The sequence below is a fragment of the Sphaerisporangium siamense genome, from assembly GCF_014205275.1.
In the GTDB taxonomy this organism is placed as follows: Bacteria; Actinomycetota; Actinomycetes; order Streptosporangiales; family Streptosporangiaceae; genus Sphaerisporangium; species Sphaerisporangium siamense.
In genome coordinates, this window is the sequence record NZ_JACHND010000001.1 from 1,784,862 (window position 1) to 1,810,512 (window position 25,651).

General features: G+C 72.5%; 21 protein-coding genes and 1 pseudogene. 12 read left to right on the forward strand and 10 right to left on the reverse strand.

All coding sequences use genetic code 11. The features are described from left to right. Positions 1–126 precede the first annotated feature (126 nt). The 3 genes and pseudogenes from BJ982_RS08510 to BJ982_RS39095 all read left to right on the forward strand — a co-directional run. A complete protein-coding gene (locus BJ982_RS08510) occupies positions 127–1,338 on the forward strand; it encodes a glycerate kinase (RefSeq protein WP_184878121.1) in 1,212 nt (403 codons plus the stop codon). A 312-nt stretch (positions 1,339–1,650) separates the two neighbouring features. Next, positions 1,651–2,109: a S1 family peptidase gene (locus BJ982_RS08515; protein ID WP_184878123.1), complete on the forward strand. Its 459-nt coding sequence runs from the start codon at positions 1,651–1,653 to the stop codon at positions 2,107–2,109. A 183-nt stretch (positions 2,110–2,292) separates the two neighbouring features. Continuing rightward, positions 2,293–3,321: pseudogene (locus BJ982_RS39095) on the forward strand (AfsR/SARP family transcriptional regulator); the annotation flags it as partial. A 2,043-nt stretch (positions 3,322–5,364) separates the two neighbouring features. Here BJ982_RS39095 and BJ982_RS08525 read toward each other — a convergent pair. The 6 genes from BJ982_RS08525 to BJ982_RS39100 form a co-directional block, all read right to left on the reverse strand. Beyond that, positions 5,365–6,201, reverse strand: coding sequence for an ABC transporter permease (locus BJ982_RS08525; protein WP_184878125.1), 837 nt, complete (start codon positions 6,199–6,201; stop codon positions 5,365–5,367). Continuing rightward, entirely contained in the window at positions 6,198–7,223 is a 1,026-nt protein-coding gene (locus tag BJ982_RS08530; protein ID WP_184878128.1) for an ATP-binding cassette domain-containing protein, read from the reverse strand. The genes BJ982_RS08525 and BJ982_RS08530 overlap by 4 nt, the downstream gene beginning before the upstream one ends. 133 nt (positions 7,224–7,356) lie before the next feature. Beyond that, complete coding sequence (locus tag BJ982_RS08535; RefSeq protein WP_184878130.1) at positions 7,357–7,689, reverse strand: YnfA family protein; 333 nt, start codon at positions 7,687–7,689, stop codon at positions 7,357–7,359. A gap of 67 nt (positions 7,690–7,756) precedes the next feature. Then, positions 7,757–8,791 carry a cation efflux transmembrane domain-containing protein gene (locus BJ982_RS08540; protein WP_445009395.1) on the reverse strand — a complete coding sequence of 345 codons (1,035 nt, stop codon included), beginning with the start codon at positions 8,789–8,791 and terminating at the stop codon, positions 7,757–7,759. Next, the gene (cmtR, locus tag BJ982_RS08545) at positions 8,788–9,120 is read right to left on the reverse strand and encodes a Cd(II)/Pb(II)-sensing metalloregulatory transcriptional regulator CmtR (protein ID WP_184878132.1); all 333 of its coding nucleotides are present in this window, start codon (positions 9,118–9,120) and stop codon (positions 8,788–8,790) included. Before cmtR ends, BJ982_RS08540 begins: the two co-directional genes overlap by 4 nt. A 125-nt stretch (positions 9,121–9,245) precedes the next feature. Beyond that, a complete protein-coding gene (locus tag BJ982_RS39100; protein WP_260413738.1) occupies positions 9,246–9,380 on the reverse strand; it encodes a hypothetical protein in 135 nt (44 codons plus the stop codon). A 902-nt stretch (positions 9,381–10,282) separates the two neighbouring features. Here BJ982_RS39100 and BJ982_RS08550 point away from each other — a divergent pair. Next, positions 10,283–12,427 carry a prolyl oligopeptidase family serine peptidase gene (locus tag BJ982_RS08550; RefSeq protein ID WP_275411678.1) on the forward strand — a complete coding sequence of 715 codons (2,145 nt, stop codon included), beginning with the start codon at positions 10,283–10,285 and terminating at the stop codon, positions 12,425–12,427. Here the strand turns inward: BJ982_RS08550 and BJ982_RS08555 are convergent. Next, positions 12,399–12,884, reverse strand: coding sequence for a hypothetical protein (locus BJ982_RS08555; protein ID WP_184878136.1), 486 nt, complete (start codon positions 12,882–12,884; stop codon positions 12,399–12,401). The two genes, BJ982_RS08550 and BJ982_RS08555, sit on opposite strands and share 29 nt — an antisense overlap. 123 nt (positions 12,885–13,007) lie before the next feature. Further along, positions 13,008–13,847: an SMP-30/gluconolactonase/LRE family protein gene (locus tag BJ982_RS08560; RefSeq protein WP_184878138.1), complete on the reverse strand. Its 840-nt coding sequence runs from the start codon at positions 13,845–13,847 to the stop codon at positions 13,008–13,010. Between the two features lie 285 nt (positions 13,848–14,132). On the opposite strand from BJ982_RS08560, the gene BJ982_RS08565 reads away from it, so the two are divergent. The 5 genes from BJ982_RS08565 (at position 14,133) to BJ982_RS08585 (ending at position 18,818) form a co-directional block, all read left to right on the forward strand. Then, the gene (locus BJ982_RS08565) at positions 14,133–14,306 is read left to right on the forward strand and encodes a hypothetical protein (RefSeq protein WP_184878141.1); all 174 of its coding nucleotides are present in this window, start codon (positions 14,133–14,135) and stop codon (positions 14,304–14,306) included. A 99-nt stretch (positions 14,307–14,405) separates the two neighbouring features. Then, on the forward strand, positions 14,406–15,563 hold the full coding sequence (locus tag BJ982_RS08570; RefSeq protein WP_184878142.1) for a phosphotriesterase family protein: 1,158 nt from the start codon (positions 14,406–14,408) through the stop codon (positions 15,561–15,563). Then, on the forward strand, positions 15,560–16,630 hold the full coding sequence (locus BJ982_RS08575; protein ID WP_184878145.1) for a phosphotriesterase family protein: 1,071 nt from the start codon (positions 15,560–15,562) through the stop codon (positions 16,628–16,630). Before BJ982_RS08570 ends, BJ982_RS08575 begins: the two co-directional genes overlap by 4 nt. A 134-nt stretch (positions 16,631–16,764) precedes the next feature. Beyond that, positions 16,765–17,121: a hypothetical protein gene (locus BJ982_RS08580; RefSeq protein ID WP_184878147.1), complete on the forward strand. Its 357-nt coding sequence runs from the start codon at positions 16,765–16,767 to the stop codon at positions 17,119–17,121. A gap of 113 nt (positions 17,122–17,234) precedes the next feature. Then, entirely contained in the window at positions 17,235–18,818 is a 1,584-nt protein-coding gene (locus BJ982_RS08585) for a choice-of-anchor I family protein (RefSeq protein ID WP_184878149.1), read from the forward strand. 13 nt (positions 18,819–18,831) lie between these two features. Here the strand turns inward: BJ982_RS08585 and BJ982_RS08590 are convergent, their stop codons facing one another. Further along, a complete protein-coding gene (locus BJ982_RS08590; protein ID WP_184878151.1) occupies positions 18,832–21,288 on the reverse strand; it encodes an ATP-binding protein in 2,457 nt (818 codons plus the stop codon). 269 nt (positions 21,289–21,557) lie between these two features. Between BJ982_RS08590 and BJ982_RS08595 the strand changes: the two genes are divergently transcribed. Then, positions 21,558–21,962, forward strand: a complete 405-nt coding sequence (locus BJ982_RS08595) for a hypothetical protein (RefSeq protein WP_184878153.1) — start codon at positions 21,558–21,560, stop codon at positions 21,960–21,962. A 169-nt stretch (positions 21,963–22,131) separates the two neighbouring features. Continuing rightward, entirely contained in the window at positions 22,132–22,923 is a 792-nt protein-coding gene (locus tag BJ982_RS08600) for an isocitrate lyase/PEP mutase family protein (RefSeq protein WP_184878155.1), read from the forward strand. A gap of 63 nt (positions 22,924–22,986) precedes the next feature. Here the strand turns inward: BJ982_RS08600 and proS are convergent, their stop codons facing one another. Then, complete coding sequence (proS, locus tag BJ982_RS08605; RefSeq protein ID WP_203959035.1) at positions 22,987–24,408, reverse strand: proline--tRNA ligase; 1,422 nt, start codon at positions 24,406–24,408, stop codon at positions 22,987–22,989. Positions 24,409–24,580: 172 nt separating this feature from the next. Here proS and BJ982_RS40305 point away from each other — a divergent pair, with 172 nt between their 5' ends. Beyond that, positions 24,581–25,615: a DUF2218 domain-containing protein gene (locus BJ982_RS40305; protein ID WP_307784626.1), complete on the forward strand. Its 1,035-nt coding sequence runs from the start codon at positions 24,581–24,583 to the stop codon at positions 25,613–25,615. Positions 25,616–25,651: the final 36 nt, after the last annotated feature.

A 25,651-nucleotide genomic window follows, 5' to 3' on the forward strand; every position in this document is an offset into this window, starting at 1 on the left:
GGATCCTCGTGCGACCGAGCAGGAGGATCGGCAGGAGTCCCGTCGCGGAGCATGTCCGTCATCACCCGCGCGGGCCGGCCGTCCCGGAGAACACCCTCGGGGGCGCGATCAGGGGAGAGGTATGACATGACCGGGACCACGGCAGGGCACGTCGTCGTCGCGCCGGACAAGTTCCGCGGGTCGCTGACCTCGCCCGAGGTGGCCGCCCACGTGGCCGCCGGGCTGCGGTCCGCCCGGCGGGAGCACGTCGTCCTGCTCCCGATCGCCGACGGCGGCGACGGCACGGTCGACGCGGTGGTCGCGAGCGGGTTCACCCGGCTCGAGACACACGTGACCGGGCCGGTCGGCGAGCGGGTCCTCGCGGCCTACGCCGTACGGGACGAGCCGGACGGCCGAGTCGCGGTGATCGAGCTGGCCGAGGCGTCGGGCCTGCGGCGGCTGTCGGAAGCGGCCGCCTCCGCCCCGCTGACGGCCACGAGCCGCGGCACCGGCGAGCTCGTCGCGCACGCCGTACGGCACGGTGCGACCCGGATCGTGCTCGGCCTCGGCGGCAGCGCCTGCACCGACGGAGGCGCCGGCATGGCCCAGGCGCTCGGCGTGCGGCTGCTCGACGCGGCCGGGAACGACCTGCCGCCGGGCGGGGCAGCGCTGCGCGACCTGCACGCGATCGACGTCTCCGGCCGGCTGCGCGGCTTCGAGGTCGTCGTGGCGAGCGACGTGGACAACCCGCTGCTCGGGCCGTACGGCGCCGCGGCGGTGTACGGCCCGCAGAAGGGCGCGACCCCTGAGGACGTGGCCGTGCTGGAGGCCGGCCTGGCCCGGCTGGCGGCCGTCGCCGCGCACGCCTCAGGTCTGCCAGGCGCGGTCGAGCACAGCCACGGCCTTCCGGGCGTGGCCGAGGAGGGCCGCGCCGGGCGCGCGATGGGCGTGGCCGGGCGGCCGGGCGCGGGAGCCGCCGGCGGGGTGGGGTTCGGCGCGCTGGCCTTCCTACACGCGGAGATCCGGCCGGGCATCGGCTACCTGCTGGACCTCCTCGACTTCGACCGGCACGTGGCGGGCGCCCGGCTGGTGATCACGGGCGAGGGCTCGATCGACGCGCAGACCCTGCGCGGCAAGGCCCCCGTGGGCGTCGCGGCGGCCGCTGCCGCGCATGGTGTGCCGGTGGTGGCGGTCTGCGGTCGGCGCTCGGTGGGCGACGAGGAGCTGCGGGCGGCCGGCATCGAGGCCGCGTACGCGCTGACCGACGTCGAGTCCGACGTGCGGCGGTGCATGGCCGAGGCCGGGCCGCTGCTCGAACGGCTCGCCGGGCGGATCGCCGCCGCGTTCCTGTCACCGTGAAAAAGGGCGTGCCGGGGGTTCCTCACGCCGTGACGCCGGGCGTGCCGGGGGACGAACCACATCGCTACCGCTGATGAGTAGTTGACCATTGGCAGTTGCCTTTGTGAAATCTACCGTTAATACATGATGCGACGGATATCTCTCCTGTTGATCATTAGCTTTCTCCTCCTGAGTCCTGGAGTCGCGTCCGCCGGAACAGCCGGGCTCCAGGGCACCCCCATCCGCGTCGGAGACTCCTTCGGGGTCAACGGTCGCTGCCCCGTCGGAGCCACCGTCGACGGCGGTTTCGTCACCTCCGGAGCCTGCGGTCCCGTGGGCGAGATCCTGCGCGGGGCGAACGGGACGATCGTGGGAACCATCCGCGGCTCGACCTACCCCGACCCTTCCAGCGCCTGGGTCGCCGTGACCCCCGCCTGGGAACCGCGCGGCGTCGTCCGAAGCCTCGGCGGCGACATCCCGGTTCACGGCAGCACCCCGGCCCCGACCGGCTCCTCGGTCTGCGGCTCCACCGGCACGACCGGGTGGCAGTGCGGCACCGTGATGAACAGGAACGCCACGGTGACCTATCCGCAGGGAACCGTGTCCGGCCTGATCATGACCAGCGTCTGCGTCGAACCGGGCAGCAGGCCGGGATCCTTCCTCATCTCCGGCGGTCACCTCCAGGGAATCCTCCTCAGCGGCACCGGCAACTGCTCCACGGGAGGCCGCTCCTACTACGTCCCCCTCAACAAGATCCTGCAGAGCTACGGCCTGACCCTGCTCACCTCCTGACCCGGCGGGCCGGCGGCCTGATCGCGACGACCTCGACGCCGGCGCACGCGGTCACGCCTTTCGACGGCGACTCGTCCGTAAGCTGAGGGTGTGTCCCCCGTACTGGTCCTGCTCGACGGCGTTCGCTGGCAAGGCGCGCGCGTGGTCGGCGATCGCGCGCAGAGCCTGCTGGCCGCGCTCGCCATGCACGGGCGCGCCGGAGTCGGAGACGAGCGCCTGATCGAGGAGCTGTGGCCGGACGAGACGCCGGCCAACCCGACCAAGGCACTGCAGGTGGTCGTCTCGCGGACCAGGGCGGCGACCGGCGCCGACGTCGTGCTGCGGATCCCGCGTGGCTACCGGCTCGGGCTGGCCGCCGACCAGGTGGACGCGCTGCTGCTCGGCGCGCTGGTGGAGCAGGCGCGGGCCGCGCTCGGCGAGGACGACACCGCGCTCGCGCGCCGCCGCGCCGAAGAGGCCATGGTTCTGGTGGACGGCGCCACGGGGCCGCTCGACGAGATGACCGCGGGCCCGCTCGCCGAGCTGAGGGGCGTCGCGGCGGGGTGGGCGGCCGAGGCGCGGCGGGTGGCGGCGATCGCGCGAAGCCGCAGCGGCGCGCACGAGGGCGCGCTGCCGCTGCTGGAGGAGGCCGCGGCCGAGCGGCCGCACGACGAGGAACTGCTCGCCTGCCTGCTGCGCAGCGAGGCCGCCGTACGAGGCGCCGCCGCCGCTCTGGAGCGCTACGAGCGGTACCGCGCCGGCGTGGTCGCGCGGCTCGGCGCGGAACCGGGGCCCGAGCTCGCCCGCGTGTACGCCGAACTCCTCGCCGCCGACCGGCCGGTGCGGAAGGGCATCCTGTTCGACGGCTCCTCGCTGCTCGGCCGCGACGGCGACATCCGCGCGGTGCACGCGCTGGTGCAGACCAACCGGGTGGTCTCCATCATCGGCCCCGGCGGGCTGGGCAAGACCCGGCTGGCCCATGTCATCGGCAGGAACGCCGCGCAGCCCGTCGCTCACTTCGTCGAGCTCGTCGGCGTCTCCTCGCCGGACGGCGTGGTGGGCGAGGTGGGCTCGGCGCTCGGGGTTCGCGACTCGGTCAGCGGGCGCCATGCCCTGACCGCCGCGCAGCGGTCCGACGTCCGCGCCCGGATCGCCCAGCACCTCGACCAGGCTCCCGCGCTGCTGATCCTGGACAACTGCGAGCACGTGATCGAGGCCGTCGCCGACCTGGTGGCGTTCCTCACCGTGACCACCCGCGACCTGCGGGTGCTCATCACCTCGCGCGCCCCCTTGTCGATCCCCGCCGAACGCGTCTACCCGCTCGGCGAGCTGCCCAAGGGCGACGCGGCCGAGTTGTTCCGCCAGCGCGCCACGGCCGCCAGGCCCGGGGTGCGGATCGACGGGGAAGTGGTCGAGGAGGTCGTCGCCCGCCTCGACGGGCTGCCGCTGGCCATCGAGCTGGCCGCGGCCAAGGTGCGGGTGATGTCGGTCGAAGAGATCGCGCGGCGCCTGGCGGACCGGTTCGCCCTGCTGCGCGGCGGGAACCGTACGGCCCCCGACCGGCACCAGACGCTGCTGGCGGTCATCGACTGGTCGTGGAACCTGCTGGACGAGCCGGAACGGCGGGCGTTGCGGGGGTTGTCGCTGTTCGGCGACGGTTTCACGCTGGCCGCCGCCGAGCACGTCCTCGGCCCGCACGCTCTGCACGCCGTGGACGCGCTGGCCGAGCAGTCGATGCTGAACGTCCGCGAGACGGCGTACGGCCTCCGCTACCGGATGCTGGAAACCGTCAGGGAGTTCGGGCGGATGCGGCTGAAGGAGGCCGGCGAGGAGGCGCCCGCCCGCGCGGCGCAGCGGGCCTGGGCGACGGCCTACGCCCTGGAACACGCCTTCCAGCTGTTCAGCCTGGCGCAGTTCGCGGCGGTCGACGCGTTGCGCGCCGAGGAGGGCAACCTCGCCGACCTGCTGCGGCAGGCTCTCGCCGAATCCGATCAGGTCACGACGGTCCAGTTGCTGGCCGGCGTCGGCGCGCTGTGGTCGATCCGCGGCGACCACCCCCGCATCCTCGTCCACCTGGACGCGATCAGCCAGGTGATCGTCGGCTGGACGCCGCCGCCGCACCTCGCCGAGGTGACCAGGGCCGCCCTGCTGATCACGCTGACGAACATCGTCGTTATCATCGACCGCCGTAACGAGCCCCTGCGCGACCTCCTCCGTTCGCTGCCCACGAGCGACGCGACGGATCCCCGGGTGGCGGCGATGGCCACGGTGCTGCTCGCGTGCGACGCGGCCGACGGCGCCGAGGTGCGCCGCCGGCTGGAGGAGCTGAGCCGGAGCACCGACCACGAGGTGGCCTTGGCGGCGACGCAGACGAGGGTCCACGTCCTGGAGAACGCGGGCGACGTGACCGGAGCGATCGAGGCCGCCGAGCGGACCCTGGCGATGCTCCACGAGGGCGAGGGGCCGTGGTTCGCCGCGGTCATGCACGCCGTGCTGGCCCACCTGCTCATGCAGCGCGGCGACCGGCGGCGGGCCGTCGGGCACGCGCGGATCGCCATCCCGGTGCTGAGCCGGATCGGCGCCACCGACGACGAGACCCAGCTCCGCGCGGTGCTGCTGGTCGCCGCGCTCGCCGACGGCGACCTCGACGCCGCCGAGGCCGAGCTCGCCGAGATCACCCGGATCAACGACAACGAGGCGGTGCTCGGCGGTGTGGCGATCGTCTCGTTGTGCGCGGCCGAGATCGCCCTGGCCCGCGGCGAGACGGCCGCCGCGCTCGCCGAGTACCGCCTGGCCGTGCGGCGGGCGCGCGACCTGCGCCTGCCGGGGCTCGCGCACGCGGAGTTCACGCCGTGGACGATCGTCGCGGTGTCGGTCACCCTGACGGCGTACGCCTACCATGCCCCGCCGCAGGACGTCCCGTACGGCGAGGAGTTGTTCTCCGCCGTCCTGCGCTACGACCTGCTGGCCGTGGAGAGCCCCGTCCTGGACTACCCGCTGTGCGGTTCGATGCTCTTCGGGCTCGGCGCGTGGGGGCTGCTGCGGGGAGCCATGGCGCCCCGCGACGCGATCGAGCTGCTCGTGCTGGCCGAGCGGTTCGCGTACCAGAACAGCATGCCCAGCATGACCTTCGCGCGGATCGAACCGCACGCGGAGCGGGCCGCGCCCGGGCTGATCGCCGCCATGCGGGCCGCGTACGGCGATCGGCGCGGCGACGACCTGCTCGGGGAGGCCCGGACTCTCCTCGACCGGGTCTCCGGCCGGGGTGGGCGGAGCTCACATGTGCCGCTTGTAGCTGCGCACCGACAGGGGCGCGAAGATCACGATGACGATCAGGCAGGCCAGGAGCGTCCAGGCCACCTCTCCGCTGACGAGGGCGCTGTTGGCGAGGTCGCGGGTCGCCGTGACCAGGTGTGAGACCGGGTTGACCCGGACGAACGCGGCCAGCCAGTCGGGCAGCGTCTCCACGCGGACGAACGCGTTCGACACGAACGTCAACGGGAACAAGATCATCATGGAGATGCCCTGCACGGCCTGGGCGCTCCGGGCGATCGTGCCGACCCAGGTGAACACCCACGCCAGCGACCAGCCCATGAAGATCGCCAGCAGGATCGCGGCGAGCACGCCGCCCGCTCCGCCGTCCGGGCGGTACCCCATCACCAGGCCCATGCCGAAGGTCAGCGTCGCCGCGATCGTGTAGCGCAGCAGGTCGGCCACCATCGGGCCGGCGAGCGGCGCGATCCTGGCGATCGGCAACGACTTGAACCGGTCGAAGACGCCCTTCTCCATGTCCTCACGGAGCTGCGTGCCCGTGGCCATGCACGTCGTCAGCACGGTCTGGGCGAGGATGCCGGGGATCATCAGGGGAAGGTAGCTCTGCACGTCGCCGGCGATGGCGCCGCCGAAGACGAAGGCGAACATCGCGGTGAACAGGATCGGCTGCAGCGCCACGTCGAAGAACTGCTCCGGGTTGCGGCGCATCTTCTTCAGGGCTCGCCACGCCATCATCAGCGTCTGGCCGAGCGTCTCTCCCATGGAGACGCGCCGCCGTGCGGACGCCACGCGGTCGGCGGCCCGGACCGCCTCGCGGGCGGGTGCGATCATGGTGGTCATCGGGTCTCCTCCGTGCGGGTCTGGTGGTCTCCGTCCGTCTCGTGGCCGGTGAGGGCGAGGAACACCTCGTCCAGGCTCGGCTTGGCCACGCTCACCGAGGTGATCGACACCCCGGCGGTGCGCAGCGCGATCAGCACCTCCCCGGCCAGGTCGGCCTGGTCGAGGGCGACGTTGAGGCGGCCCTGCTCCGGGCTGAGGATCGGGTCGGAGCCGAGGACGCGCCGCACGACCTCCACGGCGGACGGCAGCTCGCCCGGCTCGGCCAGCACCAACTGGAGGGCCGAGTTCCCGACCGCGGTCTTCAGCTCGTCGGGAGTGCCCTCGGCGACCTTGCGGCCGCGGTCGATGACGGCGACGCGGTCGGCGAGCTGGTCGGCCTCGTCCAGGTACTGCGTGGTCAGCAGCACCGTGCAGCCGTCGGCTACCAGGCCGCGGATGGTGTCCCACATCTGGCCGCGGGTGCGCGGGTCCAGACCGGTGGTCGGCTCGTCGAGGAAGATCAGCGGCGGCCTGGTGATCAGGCTGGCCGCCAGGTCGAGGCGCCGGCGCATGCCGCCGGAGAACTGCGAGATCGGCTTGTCGGCGGCGTCCTCCAGGCCGAACTGCCCCAGCAGCTCGGTGGCGATGCGCCGGGCGCGCGACGCGGCGACGCCCTGCAGGCGGCTGAAGAGCCAGAGGTTCTCACGGCCGGTCAGGTTCTCGTCGACCGACGCGTACTGGCCGGTGACGCCGACGAGCTGCCGGATCACGTGCGGGTTGCCGGCCACGTCCACCCCGAAGATCTCGGCACGCCCCGCGTCGATCTTCAACAGGGTGGCCAGCATCCGGAGCATGGTGGTCTTACCGGCCCCGTTCGGCCCGAGAACGCCGAAGATCTCCCCCGGCCGGACCTCCAGATCGATCCCGTCGACGGCCCGCTGCTCGCCGAACGCCTTCACAAGCCCTTCCGCACGCACGGCGAGCCCGGCGCCCCCATCGGAAGCAGACCCGCCCCCGGTACGTCCGAGTTCTGTGATACTCATGCCCCCACTGTGGGAGCCCCCGGTTTCACGCCACCCTCGCCCGGGTTTCACCCGCTTGCGGCAGAGGCATCCATTCGTGCGGATCGGCGCATGACCGTGTCGCCGAAGCGGCTTCCTCCGGCGGCGGGCGGGGTCAGCCTCGCGGGGCGTACATGATGATCAGGACGCCGAGGAGGCAGATCGTGGCGCCGATGACGTCCCAGCGGTCGGGGTGGAACTTGTCGACCACCATGCCCCAGACCAGGGAACCGGCGACGAACACGCCACCGTAGGCGGCGAGGATGCGGCCGAAGTGGGCGTCCGGCTGGAAGGTCGCCACGAGGCCGTACAGGCCCAGGGCGATGAAGCCGGCGCCGGCCCACAGCAGGCCGCGGTGTTCTCTGACGCCCTGCCACACCAGCCAGGCCCCGCCGATCTCGGCAAGGGCGGCGACGACGAACAGCAGGAGAGAACGCACAACGGTCACGGCTGTGACTGTAAGGGACGCTCCCTACCTGCCCGTGACAGCCGCCGCCCTGGTGCGCGGGTATCGCTCATCGCGCGATCTGCGCGGCGGCCCTGGCCGCCAGTGCGTCGAGGACCTCGACCTGGGCCGCGGGCACTTCGACGTCCAGCGTCAGGTCTTCCGCGCCGGGGGTGAGGGTGAAGGCGAAGAACGAGCAGCATTCGCTCTCTTTGGCCGTCAGATCCCGTGCCGTGCTCTCCACCTGTGCGCCCGCCGCCAGGGTGAGCCGCAGGCGCGTCGGCCGCACCCGTTCCAGTCCCAGCAGGGCCGAGGCGAACAGGTCGTCGAACTCCGCGACCCGCGACGGCCGTTCCTCTGTCGGAAGCGCGCACGCGGCCGGCGCCCACTCGGCGTGATCCTGCCGCGCCTGGTCGGGCGTGCAGCAGGAGCACCCGGGTTCGCAGCCGCAGGCGTCGTCACCGTCGGCCGAGGGCGGCGGCGGGGCGCAGCAGGCGTCGCCCCGCCAGGCGTCCCGGCCCTCTTTGACGGCTACGGCGGCGATGACCAGGGCGGCGACGGGGTCCGCCCATGACCAGCCGAACAGGGTGTTGAGGAGGAGCCCGGCGAGGAGCACGCCCGACAGGTAGGTGCACAGCAGGGTCTGCTTGGAGTCGGCGACCGCGCTCGCCGAACCGAGCTCACGGCCGGCCCGACGCTGCGCGGCCGACAGGAACGGCATGACCAGGAGGCTGAGGGCGGCGAGCGCGATTCCCGGCGTGGAATGGCCGGCCGCGCCGGCTCCGGTGAGGGTCAGCGCCGAATCGACCGCGACGTAGGCGGCGAGGGCGAAGAACGACAGGGCGATGATCCGCAGGGTGATCCGCTCACGCGCCTGCGGATCCGCGCTGGAGAACTGCCAGGCGACGGCGGCGGCCGAGGCGACCTCGATCACGGAGTCGAGGCCGAACGCGACGAGCGCGCCCGAGGAGGCGACCGTGCCCGCGGTGATGGCGACGGCCGCCTCGATCAGGTTGTACGTGATCGTCGCCGCGACGAGCAGCCTGATCCGGCGGTGCAGCGCCGCCCGGCGTAAGGGGCTCGGGCCGAGACCGACGGTGGTCACGCGCAGCCCTGTTCGTCGTTCAGGCAGCGCTCGCCGGTGTCCACCGCCAGCACCACCCCGAGCAGATCGTCTATCGCGTGCGCCAGCCGCGGGTCGGCGATCTCGTACCGGGTCTGGCGCCCTTCCTCGGCCCCGACCACCAGGCCGCACCCGCGCAGGCAGGTCAGATGGTTGGACACGTTGGACCGGGTGAGGCCGAGACGCTCGGCCAGCCGCGCCGGATACTCCGGCCCTTCGAGCAGCGCGATCAAGATGCGGCACCGGGTCGGATCGGCCAGCGCCTTACCGAGACGGGCCATGGCGTCCATGCGTGTGGCAGCGGTGAGCATGTCCACAACGGTACAGCGCCCGCTGTACTACAGTCCAGGCTGAATTCACTTCCCACTGACCAATGGCGCCGGCGTGCGAAGCCGTTCGAAGGGGGTTGCCGGGTCCCTGTCTCCGGGTGTGCTCGTCAGTTCCCCCGGACGCCGGTGGTGAGGCCGAGGGCCAGCAGAAGCAGGCGGGTCGTCGCGGCCACGGTCACCGCCGTCCGCGGCCGGGCGGCCCGGGGGCCGAACAGGACGACACGGCCGTGCTGCCCGCGCACCGCCGCCGTGGCCTGGCCCGGTGGATCAAGGCCAATCAGACCCTGCTGGTCCGCGAGCGCTTCCCCGCCGTACGGTCGGTCACGGTGACGGTGAACGGAAGCAACGCCCCCATGCTGGCGGTCAACCGGGCGGTCGGCTACCGCTTCCTGCGCGAACGCCTGCTCGTGGAGGCGCGCCGCGGAGCGGGTTCGGCCGGACCCGCCGGGGAGGCGCCAGGTGACCGGGTGGGGCCACCCGGCGACGTGCCGTCGGAAAGCCCTCGTCGATCTAGGACTTGGACGGCCCCGGCTCGCGCGGCGGGGCGCGGGGTTCAGGCTCCGGCCACCGGGCCCGGTCCGTATGGCGGCCGCCGCCGCCCGCCCGGGGTGACGTCGCCGGGGACGCCCTTGGGGGCCGGTGGGCGACCGCTGATGTTCCCCTTGCGATCGGTCTCACCGGGGTGGGGCGTGTAAGCCCGGGAATCTATCTCGGTGGGCTGTGAATTACCTTTCGGCGGGATCGATCTTCGATTTGTATTCCGGCGTGCTTTCTCCTCTTGCGACAAACTTTGGCGGAGGATGGCTGATACGTCGGGCCGGTTCGGCGGGCCGGAATGTGCTGTGCGGCCGGGGATATCGGCGCATGGCGTCGCGGTCGTGGGCCGTGTTTATGGATCGCGGGCTTGGGGATGGTTGTCGCGTAATCGCCCATTTCGGGCGAAACCCCGAATCCGGGAGGCTCTCATGAACGGATTCCTGCCGTATCGCGACTCCAGTCCTGCTGCCCGCGTCGGTGGCGTCCGCGGCTGGCAGGCGGACATTCTCCGCGGCGAGTCGTAACCCAGTAAGCCGAGGTACTGCGGTGCGTAAAGGCCGCAGTACCTCGACCCGTCGCAGGGGTGGCGATATATCCGGAGGGCTTTGTGGCGCGATTGTCGTATCCCGCCGCCTGGCGCGGCGATACGGTGGACGATCTGTTCGGTTTTCCGGTCGCCGATCCCTACCGGTGGATGGAAGACGCCGAGGACGCGCGCGTGCGGGACTGGGCCGCGGCGCAGGATCGTCTCTTCCAGGTGTATCGCGCCGGATGGCCGGAGCGCCGGCTGTGGGCGTCCCTGCTGGACGAGGTCTCCTCCTTCGGCGTGTCGGAGCCCCCGACGGTCCGCGGCTCCGTCATGTTCCTCGTCGAGCGGGCACGGGGCGACGAGCAAGGCCGCCTGCTGGTCGTCGGCCCCGAGGGCGACACGCGGACGCTGGTGGACCCGGCCGAGATCGACCCGTCCGGTCACACCGGGCTGTACGCCTGGTGGCCGTCGCGCGAGGGCGAACGGGTGGCCGTCCAGATGGAGGTCGCCGAGCAGCCCGGCAGCGACATCATGGTCCTCGACGCGCGCACCGGCGAGGCGGTGGACGGGCCGTTGCCGCGCGCCCGCAACACCTCGCTCGCCTGGCTGCCGGGCGGCGAGGCGTTCTACTACGTCAGCCGTGTCGCCGAGGAGGAACTGGCCCCCGGCGACATGCGCCTCCAGCGGCGGGTGCGGTTGCATCGGATCGGTTCGCCCTGGCAGGACGACACGGTGGTGTTCGGCGGCGAGGACGCCCCGGACCACTATTACGGGCTCACGGTCAGCCCCGACGGCCGTCATCTGGCGATCACCGCGACGGCCGGGCCCGCCTCGCACAACGACGTGTACGTGGCCGAGCCGGCCGATCCGAGGTCCCCGCGCTTCAGCAAGATCGTGGACGGGCGTGCGACCGGGGCCCGCGTCCTGCCGCGCTTCCTGCCCGGCGACGACCTGCTGCTGGTCACCGACCACCAGGCCCCGTGCGGCCGCATCTGCGTGGCGCGCCGGGACGGCGCCGGCCCGGCCGCGTGGCGGACGCTGGTCGCCGAAGATCCCCAGGCCCCCTTGGACGAGTGCGTGGTGCTGGACGACCCGGCACTTCCACGGCCCCTGCTGCTGGTGGCGCGCACCCGGCACGGCGCCTCCACCCTGACCCTGCACGACCTGGCCACGGGCCGGGCTCTCACCGCCCTGCCCCTTCCCGGCGCGGGCGTGGTGTCATCCCTGCGCGCCGGCACGCCCCACGGCCGCCAGGCCTGGTTCGGCTACTGCGACGCGACGACACCTCCCACGATCTATCGCTACGACGCCCTCAGCGGGGAGATGGAACGACACGCCGGCGCCTCCATAGCCGGGCACCGTCCGCGAATCCGCGGCGGCGGCGTCCGCTGTCGCGCCGGAGACGGCACCGAGATCACGCTGTTCCTGTTCACCCCGGACGAAGAAGACCAGGGCCCCCGTCCGACCCTGCTCTACGGCTACGGCAGCTTCGGCATGCCGATGCGGCCATGGTTCTTCCCCATGGCCGCCGCCTGGGTCGGCGCCGGGGGCACCTACGCGCTCGCCTGTGTCCGCGGCGGCGGCGAAGAAGGCCAGAGCTGGCACGACGCCGGCCGCGGGCCGCGCAAACACCGCGCGGTCAGCGACTTCAACGACGCCGCCGCCTGGCTCATCGATACGGGCCGGACCACGTGCGACCAACTGGCCGCCTTCGGCCAGTCCGCCGGCGGCCTCCTGGTCACCGCCGCCGCCGTGCAACGACCGGAACTGTACGCGGCGGTCGTCGCCGAAGGCCCGCTGTGTGACATGGTGCGCTACGAGAACTTCGGCCTGGGATGCACGTGGACCGACGAGTTCGGCACCGCCGCCGAACCCGAACAGCTCCAGTGGCTGCTCCGCTACTCGCCGTACCACGCCGTCAAACCCGGAGTCCCCTATCCCGCGTTCCTGTTCACCGGCGCGGTCACCGATCTGCAGACCGGGGAGGCCCACGTCACCAAGATGTGCGCGGCCCTGCAACACGCCACCAGCGGTGACCGGCCGATCCTCATGCGCCGGGACCCCGACACCGCCCACGCCGCCTTCTCCGCGAGCAAGGAACACGCCCTGGCCGCCGACATCCTCACCTTCGCCGCGGAACACACCGGCCTGTCGCCGACGCCGGGCGTCGCCGTCCGGGGACCATGCCTTCGGGTTACGGCAGGACCAGTTCCTGGACCTTGATCGCCACGGGGCGGCCGGACGGCGAAGTGTTGTATTCGACGCGGACCGGTAGTGCGCCCTGCTTCAGGCGTGTCAGCAGGTGGCTGGGGAGGCACTTCTTGGCGCCTAAAGCCTTCTTGTCGGAGGTGTCGTACGGGTAGCCGGCCGGCGGCTTGCCGCACTTCTTGTTGACCTGGCGGAAGTCCAGGCCGCCGGTGTAGCGGATCTTGAGCTTGGCGCCGGTCTTCCTGCCCAGCTCCCACGCGAGCTGGCCGCTCTCTCCGAGCTCCGTCCGGCGGGCCTTGCGCGGGGTTATCGACAGGGCCGAGTCGCCGGAACGCAGGGCCCAGCCGTACACGACCTTGGCCTTGCCCGCCGACGCGGCGGCGGGCTGTGCGGCGGCTTGCGCGGCGGGGGACGCGGCGGCGGTGAACACAAGCGCGAGGCCGGCAGCGGCGCCGGCGAACGTCGATCTCATCACTGTCTCTCCTCGTCGAGAGGCCGATGGGCTACAGGGGCGACTATGGCCGCCCCGGATTGCAGGACGAGTGCAACGGCGTCGCAACGGCCGTCACCCGTCGGAATTGGTGTCGTGGCGGCGCTACGGGCGGCTGGCGGCGGGGACGGCGACCTCGGCGGAGAGCACCTGGCCGGTGCCCGGCGGGACCATCTCCGGAAGGCGCCACCGGGCCGCCAGGATGAACAGCGTCCTGCCGTCGGGGCCGCCCAGCGCGCAGGCGAAGCAGCCGCGGTCGACCTCGATCGTCTGGAGGACCTCGCCGCCCTCGCGGACGCGGACGCAGCGCTCGTTGCCGACGTCGGCGTACCAGACGGCCCCCTCGGCGTCGAGGCAGATGCCGTCCGGGTGGTCGTCGCCGGTCTCGGCCCAGACGCGGCGGCCGGACAGGGAGCCGTCGGGCTCGATGGCGAAGGCGGTGAGCCTGTTGCCGTAGGAGTCGGCGACGATCAACGTGGCGCCGTCCGGTGTGACCGCCATGCCGTTGGGGAAGGCGATGTCGCCGGCGACCTGGCGCGCCGAGCCGTCCGGGGCGACGTGCACGACGGTGCCGGGGGCGAACGCCTCGCCGGTGCCCATGGCGAAGCCGATGCGGTTGACGTAGACGTGGCCGCCCGGGGCGACGGCGATGTCGTTCCAGTGGCGGCCGAGCCCGCTCAGGTCGGCGCGCGTGACCAGCGAGCCGTCCGGTTCCTGACGCAGCAGCAGCCCCCGCGCGGAGTCGACGATCAGCAGCAGCCCATCGGTGTCCCGGGCCGTGCAGAGCGGGAGGGACTCGACGCGGGCCACCACCTCGCGCGCGCCGTCGAGGCCGAGCGCGATCACCTCGTGCGCCGTCCAGTCCGAGAAGTACAGGCGCCCGTCGTGCCAGTGCGGCGACTCGACCAGGCCAAGGCCGGTGAGCCGTGTACGGGGTGGGGACATCGGAGGGCTCCTTCGGCGACGGGGTGATCGGCTGTACAGGCCGACGCGGGCTCCGGCCGTGCAGCACGGTACGCGACCGGTGCGACAGTTCCGGGGCGTCGCCGCCCGGGCGGGAGGGCCGGTCGCGTTCGGTGACGCGGGCATATGGCGGTGTCCCTTCGATCGGGTACACCTGTTGGTTTGCCGATGAGCGGATTTTGTTCGCGGCCACCCGCATCCGTCTTCCACGGCGGCGCGCTTCGGACGGCGGGCGCGGCTCGGTCGTCCGGTCGCAGGGCGATCGCGGTGTCCCCCGCCCTGGACGCGCTGCTCCCCGTCAGCGCGGGCCGCAACCTGCTGCTCGACCCGGCCGGCGACGACCTCACGGCGGGCCCGTGGCACCCTGCGGCCGTGCTCGTCGCCTGGCCGCTGATCGCCACGCTGGCGGCCGGTGTCCTCCTCGCCCGCCGCGACGCCTGACGCGCCACCGTTCGGACGCCGTCGCCCGTCCATGGGGAGGTGGAGAGCAAGAGAGGCCGTCGATAAATCATATATGATCTTGTATGTTAAGTTGCCGGGGTGTCCAGTATCGACTCCAGTGCAGAGGCCGTGCGGACGGATGTGCCGCAGGGAGTGGTCGTCACCGTCACCGGTGAGGTGGCGCCGGGTTCGCTCGGCGTCGTGCTTCCCCATGAGCATCTTCTGAGTGATTTCGGCACGCCCGGTGATTCCGCCGAGGCGTGGGAGGCCGTGGGGCGGGTCCGGCCCACCGCCGCCGGTCGGCTTCGGCTGTACGAGGCGCCGCTGACCATGGACCTGCTCGGTGAGATCGGCCTCGGCGCGCCCAACAGGGACGACTGGCTGCTCGGGGACCAGGACCTCGCCGCCCGCGAGCTCGCCGCGTTCAAGGCGGCAGGCGGCGGCACGCTCGTGGACGTCACGAGCGCCGGCCTCGGACGGGACCCGGCCGGGCTGCGCCGCGTCTCCGAGGCGAGCGGCGTGGCCGTCGTCATGGGCACGGGGTGGTACCACCCGGCATGGGTACGAGGACGCCTGCTCGCCCGCGAAGCCGGTCAGGCGGACGGCCCCGCTGCGTCCGGCGACCACGTGCCGGACGTCGAGCGCCTCACCGAAGAGATCGTCCGGGACCTCACCGAGGGCGTGGACGGGGTGCGGGCGGGGATCATCGGGGAGATCGCGGCCCTCGACCCGGACGAGCCCGCCGAGCGCGCGGTGCTGGTCGCGGCGGCGCGGGCGTCGGCGGCCACCGGCGCGGCGATCTCGATCGACCGTTCCGAGGCCGCCGCCACGCAGCAGCGCGTCCTGGACGTGCTGGCCGGCGAGGGCGCCGACCTCACCCGCGTCGCGGTCGGGCACTGCGACGCCCTGTCCTCCAGCCCGGACGCGCTGGAACCGCTCCTCGCGCGCGGGGTGTACGTGCAGTTCGACCAGCTCGGACGGCTTCCCACGGTGCTGAGCGTGTCCGACGACCAGGACGTCGCCGCCGCCGTGGTGGAACTGGCCCGCCGCGGCCACGCCGGCCGCCTCCTGCTCTCACAGGACGTGTCCGCCAAGTCGCACCTCCACGCGTACGGCGGTGGCGGCTACGGCTTCCTCCTCCGGCAGTTCGTCCCGTTCCTGAAGATGCTCGGAGCCGACGACGCGCTCATCGAGGCCGTCACCACCGCCAACCCGAGGCGACTCCTCACCATCCCGACCCCGAAGGCAGACTCGTGAGCCGCTACCCCTTCGAGATCCCGGACATCGCCGGCAAGGCTCTCACCGTCACGGGCCCCGTGGACCCGTCGACGCTGGGGCAGACGCTCATGCACGAGCACGTCTTCGTCGACCTGCGACGGCCGCCGCGGTTCCGCCGTCCCGGCGAGGACTCCGCCGAGGCCGCCGAGCCGCTGACGCTGGCCTCCCTTGCGCGCACCCGCCACGGCACGCCCAACGCCGACAACGACATGATGGGCGACTTCGACGAGCTGCTCCCGGAGGTGCTGGCCTTCGCGCACGCCGGCGGCGGCACGATCGTCGAGGTCTCCTCCATCGGGATCGGCAGGGACCCCGAGGGCCTCCTGCGGCTCTCCCGGGCGAGCGGCCTCAACATCGTCATGGGCGGAGGCTGGTACACCCCCGTCTTCCACCCGGTGGACATGGACGAGCGCGGTGTGGACGAGCTCGCCGACATCATCGTGCGGGACATCGTCGTCGGGGCCGACGGGACCGGCGTGCGCTCGGGCATCATCGGCGAGGTCGCCGCGGAGACGGCGCCGCTGACCGACAACGAGCTCAAGAGCGTGCGCGCGAGCGCACGGGCCGGCAGGATCACCGGCGCTCCCATCACCTTCCACGTGGGAGGCAGGGGCGAGGACAAGTTCCAGGTGCTCGACATCGTGGAGGAGGAGGGCGTCGCGCCGTCCAGCGTCGTCTTCGGGCACGCCGGGGAGATCCTGACGAACCCGTCGCTCGGCGAGCGCCTCCTCAAGCGCGGCGTCTTCGTTGAGTTCGACTTCCTGGCCTCGCCCGGCAGCCCCTGGGGCCACCTGTTCCTCACCAGCGACCACAAGACCGCCCGAGGCATCGCGGACCTGGTCGAACAGGGCTACGCACGCCAGATCGTGCTCGGCCACGACGTGTGCATGAAGATCCAGCTCAAGAAGTACGGCGGCAAGGGGTACGACTACATCTCCCGCCACTTCCTGCCGGCGCTGCGCCGCCTCGGCGTCTCCGACGAGGCCATCCACACGATCATGGTGGAGAACCCGGCCCGGGCGCTGACCTTCGCCAAGCCCGCCTGACGCGGGCGGGCGGCGGGGTTCGGGGGCCGCTCGACGTTCCCGGCGGCGGCGCCGTCCACACGCGCCACCGGCGCCGCTGACACCCCGGGCCGAATCCGCGTGCGGGGAGCGGCGCCGTCGCTATCTTGAGCCCCATGAGCGTGAGGACGCGGGCGTACTGCGAGCGCGGGGACAGCGTGGAGGACCCGACCTCGGAGGACCTGGGACGGCTGGTGAGCGGGCTGACGCGCTCCAACCGGTTCGTCATCGTCGAGCGGCTCGACGCCGCGAACTCCGAGTACTACATGCAGGCGTACCTGCGCGACGACGGGGCGTACTGGCTGGAGTACCGCAACGGCGGCGCGGACACCCACTTCCAGACCACCTGCCTCACCCCGCAGGTGCTCAAGCGGGTCTTCACGATGTGGCGCTACAGCATGCCCGGCTGGCTGGACTGGTTCGTCTGGCAACCCTGGTTCCACGACCCGGACGCCCGTGACAGCGGCGTCTGACCACATTCCGCGCGGACGTGGTCAAATGGGTGAGCGGTTCGGGTAACCCTGTGTTCATCGGGTCGTCATCGTGGAGAGGAAGGGCCGTCGTGCGAGGTCACGAGGATGGGCGCATGCACCCCAGGAACCTTCTTCGGCCGGCCGTGGCCACGACGACGGCACTCTCGCTCGCCCTCGCGGTCGCCCCCGCGCGCGCGGACGCCCGGGACGGCGACCGGCGGGGCGGCCACGACGCGGCGATCAGCCTGAGCTTCCTCGGCCGGTTCGCCACCGGCGCGGCCGGCACCGGGGCGTCGGAGATCACCGCCTACGACGCCGCGACCCGGCGGGTGTTCGTGGTGAACGCCCAGGACGGCACGATCGACGTCCTCGACATCAGCGACCCGCGCGCCCCGCGCAAGGTCACCTCGCTGGCCGCCTCCGGCGCCAACAGCGTCGCGGTGCGGGACGGCCTGGTCGCCGTGGCCCGGCAGGCGGAGAGCAAGACGGCCCCGGGGACGGTCACGCTGTTCCGGGCGCGCACGGGCCAGAAGCTTAAGGACTTCACCGTCGGCGCGCTGCCCGACATGGTGACGTTCAGCCCGGACGGACGCCGGCTCGTCGTCGCCAACGAAGGCGAGCCCGCGTCCTACTGCGAGGGCGCCGCCGACGACCCTGAGGGGTCGGTCAGCGTCATCGACCTGCGCCGGGGCGTCGTGCGCACCGCCGGCTTCCACGCCTTCGACGGCCAGGCGGACCGGCTGCGCGCCGCGGGGGTGCGCGTCTCGGGGCCGGGCGCGAGCGTGGCGCGGGACCTGGAGCCCGAGTACGTCACGATCGAGGGCGACACCGCGTGGGTGACGCTGCAGGAGAACAACGCGGTGGCGATCGTCGACCTCGACCGCGCGAAGGTCGAGCGCATCGTGCCGCTGGGCCTGAAGGACTGGGGCGCGGCCGGCATTGACGCCTCCGACAAGGACGGCAAGATCGACATCCGGCCCCGCCCGGGGCTGAAGGGCCTGTACATGCCCGACGCGATCGCGCACTTCCGCTCGCGGGGCCGCACCTACCTGGTCACGGCCAACGAGGGCGACGGGCGCGACTGGCCCTGCCACGCGGACGAGGCCCGGGTCAAGAGCCTGAACCTGTCCGCGGCGGCGTTCCCCGACGCGGCCCGGCTCAAGAAGGACGAGGAGCTCGGCCGTCTCAACGTGGTCACCGACTCGCCCAAGGACGCCTCCGGCGCGTACACCGAGCTGCACGCCCTGGGCGGCCGGTCGATCTCCGTGCGCTCCGAGAGCGGCGACCTCGTGTGGGACTCGGGGGACGAGCTCGAACGCCTGATCGCCCGCGAGCTGCCCGCCGAGTTCAACGCCGACAACGAGGAGAACGGCTCCTTCGACGGTCGGAGCGACAACAAGGGGCCCGAGCCCGAGGGCGTCGCGGTCGGCCAGGTCGGCGGGCGGACCTACGCGTTCGCCGGGCTGGAGCGGGTGGGCGGCGTCGTCGCCTACGACCTGTCCGACCCGCGCCGCCCCGTCCTGGCCGGCTACCTCAACACCCGCGACTTCGCCGGGTCGGTCGAGGACGGCACCGCGGGCGACGTCGGCCCCGAAGGCGTGCTGTTCGTCCCCGCCGCCGACAGCCCGACCCGCCGGCCGCTGCTCGTCGTCGGCCACGAGGTGAGCGGCACCACCGCCGTCTACGAGATCCGCTGACCGCCCGCACGGGTCACGGGCCGCCGCCCGCCGGAGGCGGCCCGTCCCCGGCCTGGATCTTCTGGATCAGGTCGCGGGCCGAGTCGGCCCGCGGATCGCCGAGCTCGTCGAAGATCGCCATCGCCTCCGACAGTACCCGGTACGCCTCCTCGGCCTGGCCGTCGTGGAAGAGGCTCTCGCCGAGGCGAAAGAGGGTCCGTACCTCGTTGTCCCTGCTACCTCCGGCGTGGCTGCTGGTCAGGGCCAGACGGTAGTAGTCGATGGCGCGGTCGTGCCGTCCGAGGCTCTGGTGGACGTCGCCGAGGCCGATCAGGGCGGCTCCGTTGCCCACCAGGTCGGGCCGGGTGTCGCGGTAGGTGGTCAGCGCCTCGTTGAGGTAGGCGATGGCTTCGTCCGTCCTGCCCGTGCTCTTGCACAGGTTCCCGAGGCCCACCAGGACATTGCCGCGGCCCCACTGCTCACCGAGCTCCTCCGCGGTGGCCAGGACCCTCCGGAACAGGCGTTCCGCCTCCTCGAAGCGCTGCTGCAGCGCGTAGGTCTCCGCCAGTTTGTGCAGGGCGCTGCCCTCACCCCAGCGGTAGCCGGTGGCCCGCCACAGTCCGGCCGCCTTCTGGAAGCAGGCGACGCTCTCGTCGAACCGATGGGCCTGCCAGTGGACGAGGCCGAGGCTGAAGAGGATCACCCCCTCGCCGTTCGGCTCCCCGGCCCGCCGTACGGCGGGCAGCGCGGGCTCCAGCAGGGCCATCCAGTCGGCCACCACGTACGCGCCCAGGTAGCAGGCGAACATCAGCGTGACGGGGATCTGCCAGGCCTCGTGCCCGCCCCTCTCGGCGGCACGCCGCGTCGCGGCGACGAGGTTGGCCCGTTCCGCGTCGCACCACCGCAGCGCGCCGGCGTGGTCGTCGAAGCGTTCCGGACGGCACCCGGCCGGCGGCGGGGCCAGTGCGGGCTGGTAGGCGGCGGGAGACGGGGCCAGCATGCGGCTGACCGCGGCCGCCGAGTGCGCGTACCAGGCGATGAGCCGGTCCTCGGCCCGCCGGTGCTCCCCGTCCGCGTCGGCCGCGCGCTCGCGCTCCTCGGCCAGGACCTCACGGGCGTAACAGCGCAGCAGGTCGTGGAAGCGGTACCTGCCCTTGCCGGTCTCCTCCAGCAAGTGGGCTTGGGTCAGCCTGTCGAGGCGCCGCCGGGTCTCGGCCGGGCCGAGCCCGGCCAGCGCCTCGGCCGCCTGGGTGCTGATGTCGGGGCCCGGGTGGAGGGCGAGCAGCCGGAACAGCCGGGCGGCCTCCTCGGGCAGGTCCTGATAGGACAGGGCGAACGCGGTGCGCACCGACACGTCCTCGGTCTCCAGCACGCCGAGGCGTTCCTGCTCCACGGCCAGTTCGGCGGCCAGGTCGGCGAGCCCGTCGTGCGGGTGTATCGCGATGCGCTCGGCCGCGATGCGCAGCGCGAGCGGCAGGCAGGCGCACATCCGGGCGATCTCGGCGACGGCCTCCGGCTCGGCCGCCGTACGTTCGGTGCCCACGATCTGCCGCAGCAGCTCGTGCGCCTCGGCCGCCGACAGCAGGTCCACCGGAAGGGGGTGCGCGCCCTCCTGCACGATGAGGCCGGTCAGCCGGGTGCGGCTGGTGACGATCGCCATGGATCCGGGGGACGCCGGGAGCAGCGGCCGCACCTGGTGGACGGACGCCGCGTTGTCCAGCACGACGAGCGTGCGGCGTTTGTCCAGCAGCGAGCGGTACAGGCGCGCCCGGTCGTCCAGCAGGGGCGGGATGCCGTCCTTGGCCACGTTCAGCGCGCGGAGGAACCCTTCGAGGACGTCCTCGGGCGCGAGCGCGTCCCGGTCGCCGCCGCGCAGGTTGACGTACAGGCTTCCGTCGGGGAACGCGTCGCGGACCAGGTGCGCCCAGTGCAGCGCGAGCGCGGTCTTGCCGACTCCGGGGCTGCCGGAGACCGCGGCGATCACGACCGACGACGGGCGGGCGTCCTCGGGGCTCAGCAGAGCCGTGAGCTCGGCCATCTCGCGGCTTCTGCCGACGAACCCGCCGATGGCCGGCGGGAGCTGGCGGGGCACGGTGGCGGGGGACGCGGCGGCGGGCGGGCGTCCCACCTGACGGGCCCGGCGCGTGCTCAGCTCGGCGTAGCGCCGGCCGAGCCCTGCGGCGTCGCCCAGGTACGTGGGCAGGTCGCGGCCGTGCGCCCGCGCGTGGGTGAGGCAGGTGTCCACGAACGCGTCGAACTGCTCGCGGGTGGGCCAGGTGGGCTTCTCCTGGTGGATCAGCGCGCTGACCGTGGTCTTGGACAGGCCGGGGGCCGCGCGGCCGTTCCTGCCGCGGCGGTCGCGGCTGCGCCGTTCCATCTCGCGGACGCTGATGCCGGCCTGGTCGCGCAGCGCGCGCAGCAGGCTCGCCATCTCAAGACCGGGATCGGTTCTGCTGCCCCTGACCATCGCGATCTCCTGGTCTCGGTACATGCCGTATCCGGATATTCCCCCTTTTCTCAGCGTAGATGAGTTTCAGATTCGCGCGAGTGTCATCGGAAATATGGCAGGCGCCTGGAAAAGATCGATATTTCGCCGGTCGTTCGTCCGTGAGTCCCGGCGGAGTGGCGGCAGGACGCGCGTCCGGGGCCTTTCACCTGCGCGGGCGCGAAAAGTGTCCGGAAGTGTCCGTGAACATATCCGGACGCGGGTGCGCCGGGGCTTCCTTGTAGTCCCGGACCTCCAGGAAAGGACGCGAGCCCGTGAACCTCCGCACGAAGACGTTCGCCGCCGTGATCATAAGTGCGGTGCTGCTCGGCACCGCCACTCCGCCCGCCCACGCCGCCGTCCAGCCGGTACGCCACGTCTGCGGCGGCCTGTCGTGTGCCTTCTACTTCAACCAGACGATCACCCTGTCGATGGACACCAAGCTCGACCGGCTCGGATGGGTCGCCGACACGGCCGTGGGGCTCATCTGCGTGCCTCTGCGCGGCCGCCTGCTGGGAGCCGCGTGCTCCGCCGCGGTCGCCTACAAGTTCGACAGCGCCAAGCGGAACCTCGACGCGGCGGCCAGGCGCGGCGGATGCTTCGTCGTCACGGCCAAGGTGGGGCTGCGCAAGGTGATCACCTTCGGCAACGTCCCGTCCCGCCATCCGAGCTGCGACTGAGGCGCGTGAGCCCGGGGCCGTACGACCTGGGCTCACGCCCGGCCGGCGCGGCGGACGTTTCGGGGGCCGTCGAAACGAGCCGGGCCTAGCCTGGCCGTACGACCGGTGGCGCGCCCGTCCGCGCGGGGGCCGGCCGGGCGACGTCATCACACAGGGGGACACAGGGCGCATGACCTTCCGCGAACTCCACCACGGCGACCGGCCGCTGATCCTGCCCAACGCCTGGGACGTGCCGTCCGCGCTCGCCTTCCTGGACGCGGGCTTTCCGGCCATCGGCACGACCAGCTTCGGCGTCGCCGCCGGCCTCGGCCGCCCGGACGGCGAGCGGGCGACCGCGCGGGCCGGCCTCGCGCTCGCCCGCGCTCTCGCCCGCCTCCCCTGCCCCGTCAGCGTGGACATCGAGGACGGCTACGCCGACGACCCCGGCCAGGTCGCCGCGTACGCCGCCGAGCTGGTCTCGGCCGGCGTGGCGGGCGTCAACATCGAGGACAGCGGCACGGAGGGGCTGGTCGCGCCCGCGGCGCACGCCGCGAAGGTCGCCGCGATCAAACGGCGGTGCCCCGGCCTGTTCGTGAACGCCCGCGTCGACACGTACTGGCTCGGCGAGGACGCCACGGTCGGCGCCACGCTCGACCGCGCGGCGGCCTACGTCGCGGCCGGCGCGGACGGGATCTTCGTCCCCGGCGCGGCGGAGCCGTCCGTCATCGCGGCCTTGGCGGAAGGGATCCCGGTGCCGCTGAACGTGCTGGCGGTCCCCGGCCTCTCGGCCGGCGAGACGGCCCGGCTCGGCGTCCGCCGCGTGAGCACGGGGTCGCTGCCCTACCGCGCCGCCCTGGACGCGGCCGTCGGCGCGGCCACCGCCGTCAGGGACGGCCGGGCCGTGCCCGCCGCGACCCCGTACGCGGACGCGCAGGCCCGGCTCGTCCGCTACGCCGCACGTGGCGGCGACGCGGCCGGGTAAGCGCGCCTCAGCGGGCGCTGTTCAGGGGTCGCTGTTCAGGAAACGCGGTTCAGCGAGCACGGCTCAGTAGGCGCGGCCGAAGAGGACGCGCTTGCCGTACGCCGACGGCTCGCGGCAGTGCACGCAGCGGCCCGTCTCCGCGGCGCCGTCGAGCGGGATGCAGCGCGGCGTCGCGGCGGTCTTCGCCTTGATGTCGTCCTCGCACGCGGGCGCGCCGCAGTGCAGGGCCGACGCCCAGCCCGAGGCCACGACCTCGACGAAGGCGTCCCAGGAGTCGGCGGCGGCGGTGTGCCCGTCCCGGAAGCCGGTCGCCCGGCGCAGCAGGAAATCCTGGAACTCCTCCAGCACGCCCGGGATGACGTCCGGCGCCGAGGAGAGCGGCACGCTCTGCTTGCCCTCGTCCCCGAGCCTCCTGACCATGACCACGGTGCCGGACTCCAGGTCGCGCGGGCCGAGCTCCAGGCGGACGGGGACGCCGCGCAGCTCCCAGTCGTTGAACCGGAACCCGGGGGAGAGCTGGGCGCGGTCGTCGACGTGGACGCGGACGCCCGCCGCCTTCAGCCGGTCCGCGAGCTCGCGCGCCGCCGCCGAGGTGCGCTCCACCTGGTCGCCGCGCCCGATCGGCACCACGACCACCTGGTAGGGGGCCAGCCGGGGCGGCAGCACCAGGCCCTTGTCGTCGCCGTGGGTCATGATGACCGCGCCGATCATGCGGGTGGTCATGCCCCACGACGTGGTGTGGCACGGTTCGAGACGGCCGGCGTCGGAGGTGTAGCGGATGTCGAAGGCCTCGGCGAAGTTCGTGCCCATGTAGTGGGACGTGCCGGCCTGCAGCGCCTTGCCGTCCCGCATCATGCCCTCGATGGTGTACGTGCGCACCGCGCCCGCGAAGCGCTCGCCGGGGGTCTTCTCCCCGGGGACGACCGGGATCGCCGCGATGTCGCGGGCCACCTCCGTGTACAGGTCGAGGGCGAGCATCGTCTCGCGCATGGCGTCCGCCTCGTCGGCGTGCGCGGTGTGGCCCTCCTGCCAGAGGAACTCGGTCGTGCGCAGGAACATGCGGGGCCGCAGCTCCCAGCGCACGACGTTGGCCCACTGGTTCAGCAGCAGCGGCAGGTCGCGGTGGGAGGAGACCCACTTGGCCATCATCTCGCCGATGATCGTCTCCGACGTGGGCCGGACGATCAGCGGCTCTTCCAGCTCCTTGCCGCCGGCGTGCGTCACCACGGCCAGCTCGGGCGAGAAGCCCTCGACGTGCTCGGCCTCGCGCCGGAGGTAGCTTTCGGGGATGAGCATCGGGAAGTAGGCGTTCTCGTGACCGGTGTCCTTGATCCGGCGGTCGAGCTCGGCCTGGAGCAGCTCCCAGAGACGGTAGCCGTACGGTCGGATGACCATGGTGCCTCTCGCCGGGCCCCGGTCCACGAGCTGGGCCTTGGCCACCAGCTCGTTGTACCAGGCCGAGAAGTCCTCACTCTGAGGTGTCACACCGCGTCCATCGCGTCCATCGCGTCCCATGCCGGGAGGATATCGCTGGGTGCCGCTCCCGCGTGATCCGAGGAGCGATGCCAGGTCCGGCCATCCTTGAGTGATATGTCCGGAACGAATTTCCATCATTTGACAAAGGCGGATTAGTGCGCGCCGCATTGCCGTTAATGGAGTGTTGAATACCTCCGACGCCGGGCGGGCCATACCCGCGGCCCGGTGCGGAGTCGTCACTCTAGACCAAGGACCTCGATTGCCCTCTTCGACGGCATATGTCGCCACAACCCGCCCAGCCCGCTATATCAAGCAGCTCGTCTCGCACATGGGCAACAAGATTTCCACGGAGCTCGCGGACGACGGCAGGGGGACGCTCACGTTCGGCCCCCAGGACTTGTGCGTGCTCACCGTCTCCGAGCACCAGGACCACCTGGTCATGATCGCCGCCTCCGGGGACGAGGAGGGGCTGGCGCGTGTGCGGGACGTCGTCACGCGCCACCTCGTGCGCTTCGCCACCCAGGAGGAGCTGAACGTCGAGTGGTCGCCGTTCGTGACGGCCGACACGATGCACATGGTGGACCCCGTCATCAGCGACTACGCGCTGACGCACTCCACGCCCCCGGACGACGTGCTGCGGGACCTGATCGTCAGGACCCGGGACGTCACCGGCGGCCGGGCCGCCATGCAGGTGTCCCACGACGAGGGAACCCTGCTGACCATCCTGACGCGCATGGCGGGCGCGCGGAACGCGGTCGAGGTCGGCGTGTTCACCGGCTACTCCTCGATCTGCATCGCCCGGGGGCTGGCCGAGGGCGGCCGCCTGCTCGCGTGCGACGTCAGCGAGGAGTGGACGGCCATCGCCCGGGAGTTCTGGGAGCGCGCCGGCGTCGCCGACCGCATCGACCTGAAGCTGGGCCCGGCCGCCGACACCCTGCGCGCGCTGCCCCCCGACCCGGTCATCGACATCGCCTTCATCGACGCCGACAAGGGCAACTACCCCGTGTACTACGAGGAGATCGTCACCCGCCTGCGCCCGGGCGGCGTCGTCGTGCTGGACAACGTCCTCCTGGGCGCCCGCGTCGCCGACCCGGCCTACCAGGAGCCCCACCACCGCGCCGTCCGCGCCCTCAACAACCAGATCACCCAGGACGAACGGGTAGACGCGGTAATGCTCCCCTTCCGCGACGGCCTCACCATCGCCCGCAAACGCTGACCGCACAGAGGGAAGCCAGGCCGGCCCGCGGGACGC

Coding starts and splice junctions, on each gene's coding strand:
- BJ982_RS08525 (WP_184878125.1), bottom strand. CDS start 6,201: ATGACCACCATGATCGCACCCGCCCGCGAGGCGGTCCGGGCCGCCGAC.
- BJ982_RS08560 (WP_184878138.1), bottom strand. CDS start 13,847: ATGTCCCCACCCCGTACACGGCTCACCGGCCTTGGCCTGGTCGAGTCG.
- BJ982_RS08590 (WP_184878151.1), bottom strand. CDS start 21,288: ATGTACCGAGACCAGGAGATCGCGATGGTCAGGGGCAGCAGAACCGAT.
- BJ982_RS08510 (WP_184878121.1), top strand. CDS start 127: ATGACCGGGACCACGGCAGGGCACGTCGTCGTCGCGCCGGACAAGTTC.
- BJ982_RS08600 (WP_184878155.1), top strand. CDS start 22,132: ATGACCTTCCGCGAACTCCACCACGGCGACCGGCCGCTGATCCTGCCC.
- BJ982_RS08585 (WP_184878149.1), top strand. CDS start 17,235: ATGCACCCCAGGAACCTTCTTCGGCCGGCCGTGGCCACGACGACGGCA.
- BJ982_RS08580 (WP_184878147.1), top strand. CDS start 16,765: ATGAGCGTGAGGACGCGGGCGTACTGCGAGCGCGGGGACAGCGTGGAG.
- cmtR (WP_184878132.1), bottom strand. CDS start 9,120: ATGCTCACCGCTGCCACACGCATGGACGCCATGGCCCGTCTCGGTAAG.
- BJ982_RS08555 (WP_184878136.1), bottom strand. CDS start 12,884: ATGAGATCGACGTTCGCCGGCGCCGCTGCCGGCCTCGCGCTTGTGTTC.
- BJ982_RS08530 (WP_184878128.1), bottom strand. CDS start 7,223: ATGAGTATCACAGAACTCGGACGTACCGGGGGCGGGTCTGCTTCCGAT.